13 protein-coding genes and 1 pseudogene are annotated in these 16377 nt (G+C 70.7%); 8 read left to right on the top strand and 6 right to left on the bottom strand.

Annotation, left to right across the window (positions count from 1 at the left end):
• Positions 1-30 precede the first annotated feature (30 nt).
• A pseudogene (locus OH809_RS21865) lies at positions 31-452 on the top strand (pyridoxamine 5'-phosphate oxidase family protein).
• Positions 453-515: 63 nt separating this feature from the next.
• Positions 516-1499, top strand: a complete 984-nt coding sequence (locus OH809_RS21860; RefSeq protein ID WP_406425057.1) for a phosphotransferase — start codon at positions 516-518, stop codon at positions 1497-1499.
• 12 nt (positions 1500-1511) lie between these two features.
• On the opposite strand, the gene OH809_RS21855 is transcribed toward OH809_RS21860, so the two are convergent.
• Positions 1512-3119 carry a protein kinase domain-containing protein gene (locus OH809_RS21855; RefSeq protein ID WP_406420787.1) on the bottom strand — a complete coding sequence of 536 codons (1608 nt, stop codon included), beginning with the start codon at positions 3117-3119 and terminating at the stop codon, positions 1512-1514.
• A gap of 303 nt (positions 3120-3422) precedes the next feature.
• Between OH809_RS21855 and OH809_RS21850 the strand changes: the two genes are divergently transcribed.
• Entirely contained in the window at positions 3423-5054 is a 1632-nt protein-coding gene (locus tag OH809_RS21850; protein WP_406420788.1) for a protein kinase domain-containing protein, read from the top strand.
• Positions 5055-5466: 412 nt separating this feature from the next.
• Here OH809_RS21850 and OH809_RS21845 read toward each other — a convergent pair whose 3' ends face one another.
• The gene (locus OH809_RS21845) at positions 5467-5652 is read right to left on the bottom strand and encodes a hypothetical protein (RefSeq protein WP_406515469.1); all 186 of its coding nucleotides are present in this window, start codon (positions 5650-5652) and stop codon (positions 5467-5469) included.
• Positions 5653-5806: 154 nt separating this feature from the next.
• Here OH809_RS21845 and OH809_RS21840 point away from each other — a divergent pair, with 154 nt between their 5' ends.
• The 5 genes from OH809_RS21840 (at position 5807) to OH809_RS21820 (ending at position 11263) form a co-directional block, all read left to right on the top strand.
• Entirely contained in the window at positions 5807-5998 is a 192-nt protein-coding gene (locus OH809_RS21840) for a hypothetical protein (RefSeq protein WP_406420790.1), read from the top strand.
• A gap of 82 nt (positions 5999-6080) precedes the next feature.
• The gene (locus tag OH809_RS21835) at positions 6081-6695 is read left to right on the top strand and encodes a PadR family transcriptional regulator (protein WP_406515468.1); all 615 of its coding nucleotides are present in this window, start codon (positions 6081-6083) and stop codon (positions 6693-6695) included.
• 277 nt (positions 6696-6972) lie between these two features.
• Positions 6973-7752, top strand: coding sequence for an ABC transporter ATP-binding protein (locus OH809_RS21830; RefSeq protein WP_406420792.1), 780 nt, complete (start codon positions 6973-6975; stop codon positions 7750-7752).
• The gene (locus OH809_RS21825) at positions 7749-10595 is read left to right on the top strand and encodes an FtsX-like permease family protein (protein ID WP_406515467.1); all 2847 of its coding nucleotides are present in this window, start codon (positions 7749-7751) and stop codon (positions 10593-10595) included. Before OH809_RS21830 ends, OH809_RS21825 begins: the two co-directional genes overlap by 4 nt.
• Before the next feature lie 119 nt (positions 10596-10714).
• The gene (locus OH809_RS21820) at positions 10715-11263 is read left to right on the top strand and encodes a bacterial proteasome activator family protein (RefSeq protein ID WP_406420794.1); all 549 of its coding nucleotides are present in this window, start codon (positions 10715-10717) and stop codon (positions 11261-11263) included.
• Between the two features lie 92 nt (positions 11264-11355).
• Here the strand turns inward: OH809_RS21820 and OH809_RS21815 are convergent, their stop codons facing one another.
• Genes OH809_RS21815 through OH809_RS21800 form a run of 4 tightly spaced genes read right to left on the bottom strand, consistent with a single transcriptional unit; the run spans position 11356 to position 16375 of the window.
• Positions 11356-12342, bottom strand: coding sequence for an NAD(P)H-quinone oxidoreductase (locus OH809_RS21815; protein ID WP_406420795.1), 987 nt, complete (start codon positions 12340-12342; stop codon positions 11356-11358).
• 57 nt (positions 12343-12399) lie between these two features.
• Positions 12400-13530, bottom strand: a complete 1131-nt coding sequence (locus tag OH809_RS21810; RefSeq protein WP_406420796.1) for a potassium channel family protein — start codon at positions 13528-13530, stop codon at positions 12400-12402.
• A complete protein-coding gene (locus tag OH809_RS21805) occupies positions 13488-15530 on the bottom strand; it encodes a molybdopterin molybdotransferase MoeA (protein ID WP_406515466.1) in 2043 nt (680 codons plus the stop codon). Before OH809_RS21805 ends, OH809_RS21810 begins: the two co-directional genes overlap by 43 nt.
• Positions 15527-16375, bottom strand: a complete 849-nt coding sequence (locus OH809_RS21800; RefSeq protein ID WP_406420798.1) for an NTP transferase domain-containing protein — start codon at positions 16373-16375, stop codon at positions 15527-15529. Before OH809_RS21800 ends, OH809_RS21805 begins: the two co-directional genes overlap by 4 nt.
• Positions 16376-16377 lie beyond the last annotated feature (2 nt).

Genomic DNA, 16377 nt, shown 5'->3' with positions numbered 1-16377 from the left:
TGCCCACCGCGGTATCGCAGAGTGGAGCGCATGTCCTCCGAGGAACTGCAAGCGATCGAGCTGCTCGCCCGGGTGCCGTACGGCCGGCTGGCGACGACCCGGCGGGCGCTCCCGTATCTGGCGGTGGCCCGTCACATCGTGATCGACGCCACGTCGTCCTGCGGATGCACAGCGGACTCGGGTATCACACCTCGTGCGACGGCACCGTCGTCGCGTACGGGGCGGATAATTTCAACGCGGCGGCCACCGGCGGCGACCTGTGGTCGGTCCAGTTCACCGGCCCTGCCGAGATCGCGCATCCGACCGAGGAGCAGCGCGAGCGCTTCGGTGCGGCACCTCGGGAGGTCAGCGGCGAACCCTTCGAGCCGGTCCACCGCCGCCTCGCCCCGCACTTCGTCACGGTGCACACTCTGGGCTTCCACACAAGTCAGGCGAACCGACACGCAGCGTGATCTACCATTTGGTGAGTGCCGCGCTCATCTGTCACCCTCCCGCCTGTTCCTCCGGTCGGCGAGGTGCTGCGCCGCTACCCGGACACCGGTGAGCCCCTCAGCTGCAAGCCCCTCACCAAGGGCCTCCTCAACCACGGCTACCGCGTCTCCACCACCCGCGGCTCGTACTTCCTCAAACACCATCTCGACGACTCCACCGGCGACCGCGCGACGATCGTCCGCCAGCACCGCGCCACCCAGCGGCTGCAGTCGCTCGGGGTGCCGGTCGCCCCGCCCGTCGAGGACACGGAGGGCGACACGGTCACGGAGATCGACGGCCGGTGCTACGCGCTGCACCCCTGGGTGGACGGACTGCACCGGGTCGGCGCCCAGCTGACCCTCGCCCAGTCGGAACAGCTCGGGGCGCTTCTCGCGGCCGTACACACGGGGCTCGCGCAGGTGATGGAGACGGGGGCGACCGGGGGGCGCGGGCCTGCCAGCCCGGACGCCGTCGACACGTTCGCGCTGATCGACGACCTGCTGGCCGTGGCGCGCGACCGCCGCCCCCGGGACTCCTTCGACGAGCTGGCCGAGCACCGGCTCGTCGAACGGCGTGCCCTGCTGGAGCGGCACGCCGACCGCCGGCCGCCCACCCCCGACATCCCGGCGACCGGCTGGGTGCACGGCGACTTCCACCCGCTGAACGTGCTGTACCGGGGCGCCGACCCGGTGGCGATCATCGACTGGGACCGGCTGGGGGTGCAGCCGCGCGCCGAGGAGGCGGTACGGGCCGCGGCAATCTTCTTCGTACAGCCCGCCGGGAAGCTGGACCTGGAGAGGGTACGGGCCTACGCGCGGGCCTATCGGCGTGCGGTCGGGGCGGGTGCCTGTGAACTGGCTGCCGCGGTGCACCGGGTGTGGTGGGAGCGGCTCAACGACTTCTGGATACTGCGCTGGCGCTACCGCCTGGACGACCGAAGGGCCGACCCGCAGTTTCCTGCGGTGTCGGCCCTGGCGGTCTGGTGGACGCGGGAGTACGAGGCGGTGCGCGACGCCTTCACTGAGTGAGGGCCCGGCGCATCAGGGAGTGGCGCCCGCGGCGGTTCCGGCCGTTCCGTTGGCACCGGTGGTGGTCCCGCCGTCGGTGGTCGTGCCCCCGTCGGTGGTCGTGCCCCCGTCGGTCGTCGTACCCCCGTCGGTCGTCGTACCACCGTCCGTACTGGTGCCGCCGTCCGTGCTCGTACCGCCGTCGGTCGTCGTGCCGCCACCGGTGGTGCCGGTGTCCGACGGGGAGGCCGTGTCGGACGGGGTCTGGGACGGTGTGCTCGGCGAGGGGGACGCGGAGAAGGACGGCCGCTTGCTCGACTGCTGCTTGCCACCGGTGGTGTTGTCCGGCCGCGGGATGATGTCCGTCTGCTCGTCGGTCGGCTCCGCCGAACTCTCCTTCGTGGCGGGGGAGCTGGAGGTCGTGGGCGGCGTCTTCGTGTCGTTGCTGTCGTTGTTGTTGTCCGCGGCGTTCACCGCGATGGCGACACCCGCCCCGATCGCGATCAGCGCGAGGACGACGAACAGCCAGAGCTTGCCGCGGCCGCCACCGCTCCCGTGTCCGCCGTCGTACCCGCCGTCGTCCGGATTCATCGGCGGCAGGATCGGGCTCTGCGAGGTGTCCCCGTGCTGCGGGTGCCCCATCGCCATCGTCCCGCCGGACATGCCCATGGCAGGGGTGTTGCCGCGCTCGTGCGCGGTGACCGGTCCGGTGTTCCACGTACCCGTGTGACCGCCCTGCACCTGGAGCATCTGCAGGCTGTACTGGACCAGCCCGCGCATCTCCTCGGCGCTCTGGAACCGGTCGTCCGGGTCCTTCGCGAGCGACCGCATGACGAGCCCGTCCAGCTCCGGCGGCACCGCGTCCAGGATCTCGGACGGCGGGACCGGAATGTCCTGGACGTGCTGGTACACCACGGAGAGCGGTGTCTCGCCCGTGAACGGGGGCCGCAGCGCGAGGAGTTCGTAGAGCAGACAGCCGGTGGCGTACAGGTCGGAGCGGTGGTCGACGGCCTTGCCCAGCGCCTGCTCGGGGGAGAGGTACTGCGGCGTGCCCATGACCATGCCGGTCTGGGTCATCGTCGACTGCGCGCCGTGCAGCGCACGGGCGATGCCGAAGTCCATCACCTTGACCGCGCCGGAGTTCGTGATGATCACGTTGGCCGGCTTGATGTCACGGTGCACGATGCCGTGCTGGTGCGAGTACGCGAGGGCCTCCAGCACCCCCGAGACGATGATCAGAGCCTGCTCGGGCGGCGGCGCCTCGGCGTTGAGCAGCAGATCACGGATGGTGCGGCCCTCGACGAGCTCCATCACGATGTACGGGACGGTCTGGCCGCCCACGACGTCCTCACCGGAGTCGTACACGGCGACGATCGCATGGTGGTTGAGGCCCGCGACCGACTGTGCCTCACGCGTGAACCGGGCCTTGGAGACCGGGTCCTCGGCAAGATCGGAACGGAGCAGCTTCACCGCGACGGTACGTCCCAGCCGGACGTCCTCCGCGGCAAAGACCTCGGCCATGCCGCCCCGGCCCAGCCGGTGTGTCATCCGGTAACGTCCGTCACCGACCACACCTCCGATGCCCCAGGAGTCGGCTGCATCCGAGACTCCGCCGCCGTTTGCTTCGGGTTCGGGTGCCATCAGTCCTCGCCGTCGTATCTGTCCGCGCGTCCGCGGGTTCTCACGGTGTCTTGCATGCCTTGCTGCATTGCCACGTCACGCTACAGGCTCTGCCGGACACCCCGTTCTCGAGAGGGACGGGCCATCAAACCGGCTGCCGCACCGCTCACGCAAATTCCATGCTTTTCCTGTAACGCTTCCGAGACGCTTCTTGTGCGTAGGGTCACGGAACGGGCACCCGGCTTGACGTGTCGTACCCCTCGGGCAGACTTGGCGCGTCATACGGATCTTCGCGCGAGACGCGCGCCGAGGGGGAAGCAAGTCATGAGCCAGGACGGCGCACACGGCGCCCGGGGTCGCTACGCGGGCGGTTCGGTCGCCGGCGGCCGCTACCAGCTTCGCGACCTGCTCGGCGAAGGCGGGATGGCGTCCGTATATCTGGCGTACGACTCCGCGCTCGACCGTCACGTGGCGATCAAGACCCTGCACACGGAGCTGGGGCGCGAGCAGTCCTTCCGTGAGCGGTTCCGTCGCGAGGCTCAGGCCGTGGCCAAGCTGCAGCACACCAACATCGTCTCGGTCTTCGACACCGGCGAGGACGAGCTCGGCGGCGCGCTGATGCCGTACATCGTCATGGAGTACGTCGAGGGGGAGCCCCTCGGCTCCGTACTCCAGGCGGACATCCGCAGTTACGGTGCGATGCCGGCCGACAAGGCACTCAAGGTCACCGGCGACGTGCTGGCCGCACTGGACACCAGCCACGAAATGGGCCTGGTCCACCGCGACATCAAGCCCGGCAACGTGATGGTGACCAAGCGCGGCGTCGTGAAGGTCATGGACTTCGGCATCGCCCGCGCCATGCAGTCGGGCGTCACGTCGATGACGCAGACCGGCATGGTCGTCGGCACCCCGCAGTACCTCTCCCCCGAACAGGCCCTGGGCCGTGGGGTGGACGCGCGCTCCGACCTGTACTCGGTCGGCATCATGCTGTTCCAGCTGCTGACCGGACGGATCCCGTTCGACGCGGACTCGCCGCTCGCCATCGCGTACGCGCACGTCCAGGAGGAGCCGGTCGCGCCGTCCTCCATCAACCGGTCGATCACCCCGGCGATGGACGCACTGGTCGCCCGGGCACTGAAGAAGAACCCGAACGAGCGCTTCCCCAGCGCGGCGGCGATGCAGGACGAGATCACGCGCGTGCTGAACGCGGGCGGCCGGACGGGCGCCCCGGTGATCATCGGCGGCGCGGCAGGGCCGGCGAATAGCGGGTCGGGCGTCGGCTCCGCGGTCTTCCCGCCGGTCGACCAGTCCACGCAGGCGCCGCAGGGCGTGCAGATGCCGTACCAACCGCAGCAGTACCAGCAGCAGCCCGGCCCGTACGGCCCGCCGACCCCGGCGCCCACGCCGTCGCCGAGCTACGGCTACCCGCAGTCGAACCCGGCGTACCGGACCCCGGCCCCGGCGCCGTACACGATCTCGCCGCAGCCGGTGGGTGGCGGCGGTGGCACCAACGGGGGCGGCAAGCGGAACATGCCGGTGATCGTCGGTTCGATCGTGGTCGCGCTGATCGCGATAGGCGGCCTGATCACGGTGCTGTCGCTGAAGGGCGACCCGGGCTCGGACACGGGCAAGGGCGGTGACCCGAGCAGCTCGACGGTGGCGGGCGAGCACAAGGATCCGGAGCGGAACCGGACGATGAAGACGGAAGATTGCACCGACCCCTCCGAGGACAGCGACGACCCGAGCAAGATCGAGGCGCCGGACTTCACGTACAAGGACTACCTCTCCGCCAAGGAATGTGCCACGGCCGCGGGCTGGACGATCAAGAAGATCAAGGTCCCGGGCAACACCTACGCCGAGGACCAGGTCCTGGAACAGTTCCCGTCCGCCGGTACCGCCATGGACGAGAAAGGCGCCCACTTCGAGCTGCGCGTCTCGACGGGCGACCCGGCCTGACACGCACACACAAGAAGAAGTAACGGTCCGGCACGCGTGAGGTGTGCCGGACCGTTTCGCCTTACGGGCGTCCTGGATACCGTACAGCCATCTGGGATGCCGGACATATCGGCACATGTGACGCTGACCTCATGGCTTCAGCACTCCTCTCCATATGGTCGTCGAGGTGTGTGGCCTGTCTGGTGATAGCCGCGGGGGCGGCCTTGGGGCCGGCACAGGGACAGCCACACTCCGACCAGCGCACTTCCGGTGGTACGCCGGGGCTGACCCGGGCTCGGACCGGCGGACCGGCGGGCGCTCCGCCGCCCCCCGAGCTCTCCTCGCCCCCGAGCTCCGCCACCCCGACCGTCACCCCCTCCTCCGACGCATCCGCCGGCCCTTCGGGCGAACCCTCGGTCACCCCTTCGGCCGATCACTCGACGATTCCGTCCTCGCCCTCATCGCCCTCCACGGCCGCTTCGGCCAGCAGGCCGGCCACCCCCTCCGCCTCGGCATCGGCCTCGCCCTCCGCCTCCGCCTCGGCTTCACGCTCCGCCTCCGACTCCCCCTCGACATCCGCGAACCCGTCCGCCAGGCCGTCCGCCACGCCGTCCGCCACGCCGTCGGCCCGCCCCGAGGCGCAGCCCCCGCTCGCCGGACGGCAGGCCGGGGAAGGGCGCCCGCGGCCGGGCCGACCGCTCTCTCCGAGCGAGCTCACTCATCGCGACAGCCCCCACGGCCTGCCCGAGGTGCAGCCCGAGGTGCAGCCTGTCGTGACAACTCCTGTCGCGCAGCCCGCGGTCACGCCCTCGGTGAGCGGCTCCCCGCCGGAGGGCCGGCTCGCGCCGCAGGCCCTCGACACTCCCGCCGTGCGACGAGTACAGAAGGTGTCGCTGGGCGCCGGAATCGCACTGATAGGGCTGGGGCTGGGCTTCCTGGCGTTCCGTCTGCGCCGGCCGAACTGAGACGGGGCCCACGAGCCCCCGCCGCGCCCGCGCGTCCAGCCGGGGCTTGCATCGCGCAGCATACTCGGTATACATACTCAGTATGTCGATCCGCCACGGGCTGCTGGCCCTGCTGGAGCGGGGGCCCAGATACGGCTCCCAGCTCCGTACTGAATTCGAGTCACGCACCGGCTCCACCTGGCCGCTCAACGTCGGCCAGGTCTACACGACGCTGAACCGGCTGGAGCGCGACGGCCTGGTCGTCCAGGACGACGAGGACAACCAGGGACACGCCCTCTACGCGATCACCGACGTCGGCCGCACCGAGCTGCGGAGCTGGTTCGAGACGCCCGTCGACCGCAGCAACCCACCCCGTGACGAGCTGGCCATCAAGCTCGCCATGGCGGTCGGCGCGCCCGGTGTCGACATCCGGGCCGTCATCCAGTCCCAGCGCCACCACACCGTGAAGGCGATGCAGGACTACACCCGCCTCAAGGCACAGGCCCTCGCCGATGTCCCGGCCAACCGCGACGACGTCGCCTGGCTGCTCGTACTCGAGCAGCTGATCTTCCAGGCGGAGGCCGAGGCCCGCTGGCTGGATCACTGCGAGTCCCGGCTGGTCCGCCTCGCCGGGGCCGCCGCCACGGAGCCGGAGCCCGAGGAACGTACGCCCGGCCGCGCCTCGGCCCGTACCACCCGCCCACACATCCGGCGCTGACCACGGAACAACCCGGCACCGGCCTCGGCCTCGGACCGCCCGCGTACGCACGGACGCCGAGCACCGACCGTCACGTACGCACCCGGCACTCACCGCGGACCGCGACGTACACGCTCCGCGCCGGTCACCGACCGCTTCGGTATCAACGACCGCCTCGGTATCACGGCCGATCCGGTCTCACCGACGGCCCCGCCATCACCGACCGCTTCGGTATCAGCGACGGCCTCGCTATCGGTCGTCGCCCCACAAGACCCGTTCCAAGGGGGAACCACCCACCATGTCCTCGCGCTCGCCTTCCCGATCCGCGTCCTCGTCCGGTTCGCCGCTGTCGGTCGACGCACCGGTGCTCGAACTCCGAGCGCTCACCCGCACCCACGGCACCGGCATCGCCGAGGTGCACGCCCTGCGTGGCATCGACCTCTCCGTACACACCGGTGAACTCGTCGCCGTGATGGGCCCCTCCGGCTCCGGCAAGTCCACCCTGCTGACCATCGCGGGCGGACTCGACACCGCGACCAGCGGCCAGGTCATCATCGAGGGCCAGGACATCGCCGGCCTCGGCCGCAAGGGCGTCGCCGCCCTGCGCCGCCGCAGCGTCGGCTATGTCTTCCAGGACTACAACCTGATCCCGGCGCTCACCGCCGCCGAGAACATCGCCCTGCCGCGCGAGCTCGACGGGGTCTCCGTGCGCAAGGCCCGCAAGGAGGCGCGGGCGGCGCTGGAGGAGTTGAAGCTCCTGGAGATCGCCGACCGGTTCCCGGACGAGATGTCCGGCGGCCAGCAGCAGCGCGTAGCGATCGCCCGTGCGCTGGTGGGGGACCGGCGCCTCGTGCTCGCCGACGAACCGACCGGGGCACTCGACTCCGAGACCGGCGAGGCCGTGCTCGCGCTGCTGCGCAACCGCTGTGACCGGGGCGCGGCCGGTGTGATGGTGACGCACGAGCCGCGGTACGCCGCCTGGGCGGACCGGGTCGTGTTCCTCCGGGACGGTTCGATCGTCGACCAGGCGCTCACCGCCGACGCCGACTCGCTGCTGGCCGCCGAGGGCGCCAAGTGAGCGTCTTCACGGGCTGGCGCGCCTCCCTCCGCATAGCCAGGCGCGACGCGATGCGCGCCAAGGGCCGCAGCGCACTGGTCGTCGCGATGATCGCGATACCGGTACTCGGCGTCACGGCCCTCGATGTGACGTACCGCAGCATGACGCCGACCGTCGCCGAGCAGCTGACCAGCAAAATGGGCTCCGCCGACGCGCTGTTCAGCGACGAGATGATGGGGCCCATCGAGCAACTCCCCGATGGGGAGGTGAGCAACATCTACATGGGCGTGGACGACGCACCGCCCGTGGAGAACGGCGACCCGGTCGACATCAGCACGACGTTCCCCAAGAGGTCGCGGGCGATCAGCATCCGGTCCGTCCCGGCGAGTGTCACCACCCGGTTCGGCGTCACGAACACCGACATCGTCGAGGTCCGGACGTCGGACACGATGGTCCGCGGCAAGATCGACCTCGTGCGCGGCGCCTACCCGCACGGCAAGGGCGAGATGGCCGCCACCGAGCCGTTCCTGAAGGCGACCGGACTGCACGTCGGCTCGACCACCACGGTGCGCAACTCCGGCCGGACGTACACCATCACCGGCGCGGTCGAGCTGCCCAGCGAGCTGAAGACCGAGGCGCTCTACGCCGACCCCGGTGCGGTCATCGCGCCATGGGAGGACAGGGCCGACCACGACAAGAAGGTGCTTCCGCCGAACGCCGGGTCCACGGACTGGCTGGTCAAAGGCCCCGCAGGGGTGGGTGTGACCTGGCCGCACATCATGGAGGCCAATAAGTCGGGCGTCCTCGTCACGTCCCGGCAGGTCGCCCTCGACCCGCCGCCGGACTCCGAGGTGCCGCTGACCGCCAGGAACCCCCACATCGCCGACAGTCGCTCCGGAGAGCGCAGCACAGCACTCGTCACCGTGATTGCCATGGCGGTCCTGGAGATCGTGCTGCTCGCCGGTCCGGCCTTCGCGGTCGGTGCACGCCGCTCCCGCCGCCAGCTCGGCCTTCTCGGCACCTGCGGCGGAGACAGGCGCCACGTCAGGGCCGTGGTGCTCGGTGGCGGTCTGGTGCTCGGTGGCATCGGAGCGGTCGCGGGTGTCGTGGTCGGCCTCGGGCTCACCACGGCCCTCCAGCCCGTGATCGAGAACTGGGCCGGACACCGGTTCGGCTCTCTCTCGATGGCGCCGCTGGAGTTGCTGCTCATCGCCGCGATCGGCCTGATCACCGGTTTGCTGGCGGCGTTCGCCCCGGCGATCGTGGCGAGTCGGCAGTCCGTACTGGAGTCGCTCACCGGAAGACGCGGCGTCCGCCGCTCCTCACGGGTGCTGCCCGTCCTGGGCGCCTGCGTGCTGGCGTTCGGTGCCGCGATCGCCCTCTACGGCGGCACCAGCGGGAATTCGACACTGGTCGCCGGCGGCTCGATGGTCGCCGAACTCGGGCTGTTCGCCTGCATCCCGGTGATCGTCGGCTTCCTCGGGCGGCTCGGCAGGAGGCTGCCTCTCTCGCCCCGGATGGCGCTGCGCGACGCGGCCCGCAACCGCGGCCGTACCGCTCCCGCCGTCGCCGCGGTGATGGCGGCCGTCGCGGGTTCGGTGGCCATCGCCACCTACATGTCCAGCCACTCGGCCGAGTACGAGTACAACTACATCCCCTCGCTCACCAAGGGGACCATCGTCGTCGCGTCCTTCGACGAGAAGGCGGCCGAGCACCTCCCGCCGGCGCGGACGGCGGTGGAGCGGAACATGGCCGTCACCAGCGGGCACGCGGACTTCCGACGGGTCTGGGCAGGCAGCGACTGCAACCTCTACGAGGAGAACCACTGCGGCTCGCTGGAACTGGTCAAGCCCACCGGCAAGGCCCACAGCTGCCCGCTCACCCGCAAGGGAGCCAAGGAACTCGCCGCGCGGCTCTCCGCCGACGAGCACAAGAAGCTGATGCGTTCCCCCGCCTGCCTCATCGACCTGATGGCTTCGGGCCCCTTCAACACCGATGAGAGCAACATCGTCGTCGCGGACGCGGACCTGCTCGACACGTATGTCAAGCTCGACGACCCCGCAGCCGCCGAGGCACTGGCCGCGGGCACACCGGTGCTGCTCAACTCGGTGTACGCGGAGAACGGCGAGGTCACCGTCAAGGCGGTCCACCAGTACAGCGAGAAGGACAAGAAGTACGGGAAGCAACACCCTGGCAAGGCGCGGACCACCATGGACAAGCTGAAGGTGTACGTGGCCCCCGCGCAGTACGCCGCCACCCCTGGAATCCGCATGATCCTTCCGGAAAAGACCGCAGAGCGGCTCGGCCTGCACACCAGGGCGTCCGGCAGCGTGTATGCGGTCGCCCATGCGCCGACGGCCGCCGAGGACCAGCGGGTTTCCGGTGCCATCGAGCAGGCCGGCGGCGGCATCTGGGTGCAGGCCGATTACGGCCCCTTCCTGGGGGAGGACACCATCCTGCTGATCCTGACCCTGTTCGCCGGCGTGGTGACCCTGGGCGCGGCCGCGATCACCACGGGCCTGGCCAAGGCGGACGCGGAAGCCGATCTCAACACTCTCAGCGCGGTGGGTGCCCCTCCGAGCGTGCGGCGGAAGCTGTCCGGCTTCCAGTGCGTGGTGGTGGCGCTCACGGGTGTGGTTCTCGGCACGCTGGCAGGACTCGTGCCCGCGGTGGCGCTGCGCCTCGTCGATCTGCGGGAAGCTCTGAAGTCGATGCGGATCGATCCCACGCAGTCGGCGTACACGCCGATCGTGCTGCCCTGGACGACCGTCGGTCTGCTCGTCGTGTGCATTCCGCTGCTGGCCGGGGTGCTCGCGGCGGCGTTCACGCGGTCGCGCCTGGCGCTGGCACGGCGGGCCGGATGACGAGACGGGCGATGAGATCAATAACCTGACCGGCTGATTCGGTGCCCCCAAAAACGGTGGATCAACGGTTTGCGGGGGCACCACCGTGTTGTACAGCAGGTGTGCGAGACAATGGCGCCATGGAGATGCCGAGGAATGAACGGTCGCAGGAGCACCCCCAAGTCCTCGTAGTGGGGCAGGACGGCATGGCGATCGGCGGCGGTGGCACTGACGACGAATCGCGTGAGGTCCCAGTGACAGAAATGGTCGAACAGCCCGCGAAGGTCATGCGCATCGGCAGCATGATCAAGCAGCTCCTGGAAGAGGTCAGGGCGGCTCCTCTCGACGAGGCGAGCCGGGTCCGGCTCAAGGAGATCCACGCAAGCTCCGTGAAGGAGCTGGAGGATGGCCTCGCCCCGGAACTGGTGGAGGAACTTGAGCGGCTCTCCTTGCCGTTCAACGAGGAGTCGGTGCCCTCCGAGGCGGAACTCCGGATTGCGCAGGCTCAGTTGGTCGGCTGGCTGGAGGGCCTCTTTCACGGCATCCAGACGGCGCTGTTCGCCCAGCAGATGGCGGCCCGGGCGCAACTGGAGCAGATGCGCCGCGCCCTCCCGCCGGGCAGCGGTCACGAGGACGATGACGGCACGTCGGACGCGCACGGGGCGATCCGCTCGGGGCCGTACCTGTAAGCCCGTACGCTTTCCCTCCACCTGTCCACGCACGGACGGACAGCGGGGCCCGGCACACGAATCTGTGTGCCGGGCCCCGCTGTCCGTATGGCTCAGGCTGCCGGCGTCTGCAGAAGCACCTTGCCGATGTGTGCGCTGGACTCCAGCACCCGGTGGGCCTCCGCCGCGTCGGACATCGGCAGGGTACGGTCCACGACCGGCCGGACCACACCACTGCCGATCAGCGGCCACACGTGCTCGCGCACGGCGGCGACGATGGTGGCTTTCTCCGCAAGGGGGCGTCCGCGCAGCGACGTCGCGGTGACGGCAGCCCGCTTGTTCAGCAGGACGCCCAGATTGAGCTCGCCCTTGACACCGCCCTGAAGACCGATGATGGCGAGTCGACCGCTGACGGCAAGCGCCTTCACATTCCGGTCCAGGTACTTCGCACCGACGATGTCGAGGATGACGTCCGCGCCCGCTCCGTCCGTCGCGTTGAGCAACTCCTCGACGAAGTCCTGCTCCCGGTAGTCGATCAGGATGTCGGCCCCGAGCTCCGCGCAGCGCGCCAGCTTCTCGGGCCCGCCCGCCGTCACCGCGACCCGCGCGCCCACGGCCTTGGCGAGCTGGATCGCCATCGTGCCGATACCACTGGACCCGCCGTGCACCAACAGCGTCTCGCCGGGGCGCAGATGGGCCACCATGAAAACGTTCGACCAGACGGTCGACGTCACCTCGGGCAGCGCCGCAGCCACCGCCAGGTCGATGCCGTCCGGTACGGGGAGCAGCTGTCCGGCGGGTACGGCGACCTTCTCCGCGTATCCGCCGCCCGCCAGCAGCGCACACACCTCGTCGCCGACGGACCAGCCGGTGACACCGGGTCCGATCTCCGTGATCCGGCCGGAGCACTCCAGACCGGGGTAGGGGGACGCGCCGGGCGGCGGGTTGTAGAAGCCCTGCCGTTGGAGCACATCGGCGCGGTTGACCGCGCCGGCCACGACCTCGACGAGGACCTCGCCCTCGCCGGGTACGGGATCGGGGACCTCGGCCCATACGAGCGCGTCGGGGCCACCGGGTTCGGGGATCGTGATCGCATGCATGGCGGCGAGGCTACTCCGTGACCTCGTCGCGCCGGGCGAAGAGACACCCCCAGACCGTCACGCCCCTTGTCGGCGCGGCGTGTTCAGCGGCGGGGTGTCCGAGACGCGCACGATGGTGATCAGCCGGTCCGTCAGCTGCAACGGGCTGGCCGCCGGATCGTCGTAACCGAGCAGCCGGTGGCCACGCAGCACGCTGACGACCAGGTCGTCGGTCTCCCGGACGCTCTTGCCGACCTCGGCCTTTATCACCGGCCGTTCGACGAGATCGAGGCCGCTGCCCTGCTGGATCAGGTCCTCCATCACCGTGCCCGCGCTCGGGCTGAGAACCGAGAGGCCCAGCAGCCGGCCCGCGGCACTGGCGCTGGTGATCACGGCATCGGCGCCGGACTGCCGCAGCAGAGGTGCGTTCTCCTCCTCGCGCACCGCCGCGACGATCTTCGCGCCACGGTTGAGTTGCCGCGCCGTCAGCGCGACCAGCACCGCCGTGTCGTCGCGCTGGGTGGCGATGATGATCTGACGCGCCTTCTGGAGTTCGGCCCGCAGCAGCACGTCGCTGCGCGTCGCATCCCCGACGACGCCCACGTAGCCTTCGGCGTTCGCTGCCTCGATCACCTTGTTCGCCGGGTCGACGATCACGATCTGTTCCTTCTTCAGACCGGTGGCGCAGAGCGTCTGGATCGCCGAACGGCCCTTCGTACCGAAGCCGACGACAACGGTGTGGTCACGCAAGTTGGTTCTCCAACGGTTCAGCCGGAAGTCCTCCCGGGTCCGCTCCGTCAGGACCTCCAGGGTGGTGCCGACCAGGATGATCAGGAAGAGCACGCGCAGCGGTGTCACAAGCACCACGTTGGTCAGCCGTGCACTGTCGCTGTACGGAGTGATGTCGCCGTAGCCGGTGGTGGAAAGGGTGACCGTCGAGTAGTAGATGGCGTCGAGCAGGTCCACCGATTCATCTGCGCTGTCGTGGTAGCCGGAACGGTCGGCCCAGACGATCAGCACCGTGGCGGCCAGGACTATCAGCGCCATCAACAGCCGTTTGGCGACCTGTCGGAGCGGCCTGTCGACGACACGGCGCGGAAGCATGATCCGGGTGGGGACGACATGCTCGTCGACCCGCCTGGCCATCGCGTCGTGGCCGGGAAGTTTCACGTGAAACACCCTTCCGTCCACGGCGTCGCCGAGGCCCACGGTAGATCGAGGATCTCCACCTCGGTGCCGGACCGTACCCCGCCCGGCGGCACGACGGCCAGCCCGTCTGCGGCGGCGATCCCACGGAGCATGGCCGGACCGTTGTAGTGCAGCGGTACGACGTGTTCGGGGCCCGAGCCCGCACCGACCCGGTGCACGACAGGGACCAGGCGGGTGTCGTGCGGGTGCCCGTGCACCTCATCGCGCACGACGACCCGGTACGGATCCTCCACCGTCTGGCCGGCCAGCCCGCGCAGCAATGGCTCCGCGAGCGTGAGGAGACCGGAGACGGCGGCGAGGGGGTTGCCGGGCAGCCCGACGAGATACGGGCCCCCGGAGGTCAGCCGGGTCAGCAGCATCGGGTGACCGGGGCGCACGGCGACGCCGTCGACCAACAGCTCCGCGCCGATCTCGGCGAGGACGGGATGGACGTGGTCGAGGGGGCCTGCCGCGGTACCGCCCGTGGTGATGACGAGATCGGCGTCGGAGGTGGTGAGGGCTTGCCGGAGGGCCTCACGGTCGTCGCCGAGGCGTCGCGGAGCGGAAACCTCGGCGCCCATCGCCCGGAGCCAGGGGCCGATCATGGGGCCCAGGGCGTCCCGGATCAGCCCGTCGTGCGGAAGACCGGTGGTGAGCAGTTCGTCCCCGAGGACGAGGACGTCGACGCGCGGGCGGGAGACCGTCAGCAGCTCGTCGTAACCGGCGGCGGCGGACAGCCCGAGGACGGCGGGCGTCACCACCGTTCCGGCGGGCAGGAGTTGATCGCCGGAACAGCACTCCTGCCCACGCGGCCGGATGTCCTGCCCGGGAACCACCTGGCGCTGCGCGTACAACAGCCCCTTGGCCTCGTCGGCGTGAGAGTGTTCGGTCCGGATCACAGCGGTGGCATTGGCCGGGATGCGGGCGCCGGTGGCGATCCGTACGGCATCACCGTCGGGGAGCGGGGCGGGCGCATTGTGCCCGGCCAGAATGCCCAGCCCTTGCCCTCCGTCCTCGCCTCTTCGGAGAGTCCAGGGCCCGGGTCCGGCAACGACCCAGCCGTCCATGGCGGAGGTGTCGAAGGACGGCAGATCGGCGAGTGAGGCAAGCGGCTCGGCCAGTACGCGTCCGATGGCCCGGTCGAGGGTGAGCCGCAGAGTGCGGGGCGAGGTGGACCGCCCGGCCCGCGCGGCAAGAGCACGGGCCTCGCCCCAGGTGGTGGCAGGCCTGCGCTGAACGTCTGCGCGTCGGTCGCGGGCACGCGGGTCGCGGGCGGATTCGGGGGCGGGGTACTGGCCGGAGGAGTGGCCGGGGGGCTGCCGGCCAGGGGCGCGGCCGGGGCTGTGGCCGGCACCGTGGTCAGTGCCCTGGTGAACGCTCGGGCCGGGACCAGGACCAGGACTCTGAACGGGGTCCGGGTCCGATCCCTGCCCGGGTCCTTGGCCAGGGACGTGGTCAGGGCTGTGGTCAGGACTCTGGCGCAGGCCCGAACCGGATCCCTGCCCGGGGCTCTGTTCCGAGAACCCGGCCCGGAGCTGCGGCTGAGCCACTGATCGGGGCTCACGCGGGGAGCGGCGCCCGACCAGCGCGAGCGCTTGGTCGACGGCCCGGTCCTCCTCGGCGCGAGCCCGCTCAGCGGCACGGGCCTCCTCGGCGGCGCGAGCCTCTGCGGCGGCCTGGGCGCCCTCGGCGTTCGGGAGCTCATCCTCCGCACGAGCCTGACCAGCCGCCGAGGCAACCCCTGCAACACCGGCACCCGAGACAGCCTGAGCTTCTCCCGCGACACCGGCCCGGCCGGCAGCCTGAGCTTCTCCCGCGACACCGGCACCCACGGCAGCCAGGTCCTGATCCGCTGCGGTGGCGCGGCCGGCCGCCGGAGCCTCCGCGGCGGCACCGATCTCCCCCGAGGTCAGGACGGCGGACCGGTCCGCCCCCGGGCGTCTGCTCCCCGGATCCGGACGGGGCCCGGGGGTCCAGTCGTCGGCCGCGCCCCCGTCGGCCCTGCGTGGGGGTGTCGTCATGGCGTCTCGGCCTCGTCCGCCCAGCGAAGGGCGAGCGCGGCCGCCTTCCGGGCGGCTTCGGCCACGGCCTCGGCTCCGCCGCCGTCGCCGCTCGCCTTCGCCGCCGCGTACCCGACCAGGAAGGTCGTCAGGGGCGCAGCGGGCCGGGCCACACCGTGGGCGGCATCACGGGCGAGGTCGAGCAGGACGTCGGTGTCGACGTCGAGTTCGATGCCCAGTTCGTTCTTGACTGCGGTGATCCATTCGTCCAGCACGGTCCCATGCTCTCTGATACGGGCCCGGGCTGCGGCAATGTCTTCCCAGGTATCGCAGTCGAAGGAGGCGAGCGGACCGGCCTCGACGCGGGCGAGGTCCAGTTCGTGCGTCAGCAGGCGCAGCGGGAGCCCGGCCAGGCTGCCGTGCTCGGCGGCCAGCAGGGCCAGCTCGCGACGGAGCGGCTCGGAACGGTAGACAGCGACCAGCGGCTGGTCCCGCCTGTCCTGATCCACGCACAGCGCCCCGTCACGCTCCCCGTGAGCAGCTGCGGCCAGCAGTTCCTTGACCGTGCTCTCCCCCAGGAACGGCAGATCGGCGGAGAGCACGAGCAGATGCCCGGCCGTCGTGAGCCGCACCCCGGCACCGAGCGCCGCCAACGGCCCGCCGCCCTGTGGCTCTTCGCGCACCCAGGTCACTGGGCGTACGGTGGGCCGCCGACCGCCCACCACAACGGTGGCTGCGGCGTCGGCGCAGGCGGCGAGCACCCGGTCGAGCAGCGCCCGGCCACCCACCCGCAGGGCTGGTTTGTCGGCACCCCCGAGGCGCTTGGCGGCCCCTCCGGCAAGGACGATGGCGTCATACACGGTCATGC

Source organism: Streptomyces sp. NBC_00873, from assembly GCF_045207415.1.
In the GTDB taxonomy this organism is placed as follows: Bacteria; Actinomycetota; Actinomycetes; order Streptomycetales; family Streptomycetaceae; genus Streptomyces.
This window is presented reverse-complemented; position numbering and strand designations above follow the sequence as displayed.

Coding starts and splice junctions, on each gene's coding strand:
- OH809_RS21855 (WP_406420787.1), bottom strand. CDS start 3,119: ATGGCACCCGAACCCGAAGCAAACGGCGGCGGAGTCTCGGATGCAGCC.
- OH809_RS21830 (WP_406420792.1), top strand. CDS start 6,973: ATGTCCTCGCGCTCGCCTTCCCGATCCGCGTCCTCGTCCGGTTCGCCG.
- OH809_RS21850 (WP_406420788.1), top strand. CDS start 3,423: ATGAGCCAGGACGGCGCACACGGCGCCCGGGGTCGCTACGCGGGCGGT.
- OH809_RS21815 (WP_406420795.1), bottom strand. CDS start 12,342: ATGCATGCGATCACGATCCCCGAACCCGGTGGCCCCGACGCGCTCGTA.
- OH809_RS21835 (WP_406515468.1), top strand. CDS start 6,081: ATGTCGATCCGCCACGGGCTGCTGGCCCTGCTGGAGCGGGGGCCCAGA.
- OH809_RS21800 (WP_406420798.1), bottom strand. CDS start 16,375: ATGACCGTGTATGACGCCATCGTCCTTGCCGGAGGGGCCGCCAAGCGC.
- OH809_RS21820 (WP_406420794.1), top strand. CDS start 10,715: ATGGAGATGCCGAGGAATGAACGGTCGCAGGAGCACCCCCAAGTCCTC.
- OH809_RS21805 (WP_406515466.1), bottom strand. CDS start 15,530: ATGACGACACCCCCACGCAGGGCCGACGGGGGCGCGGCCGACGACTGG.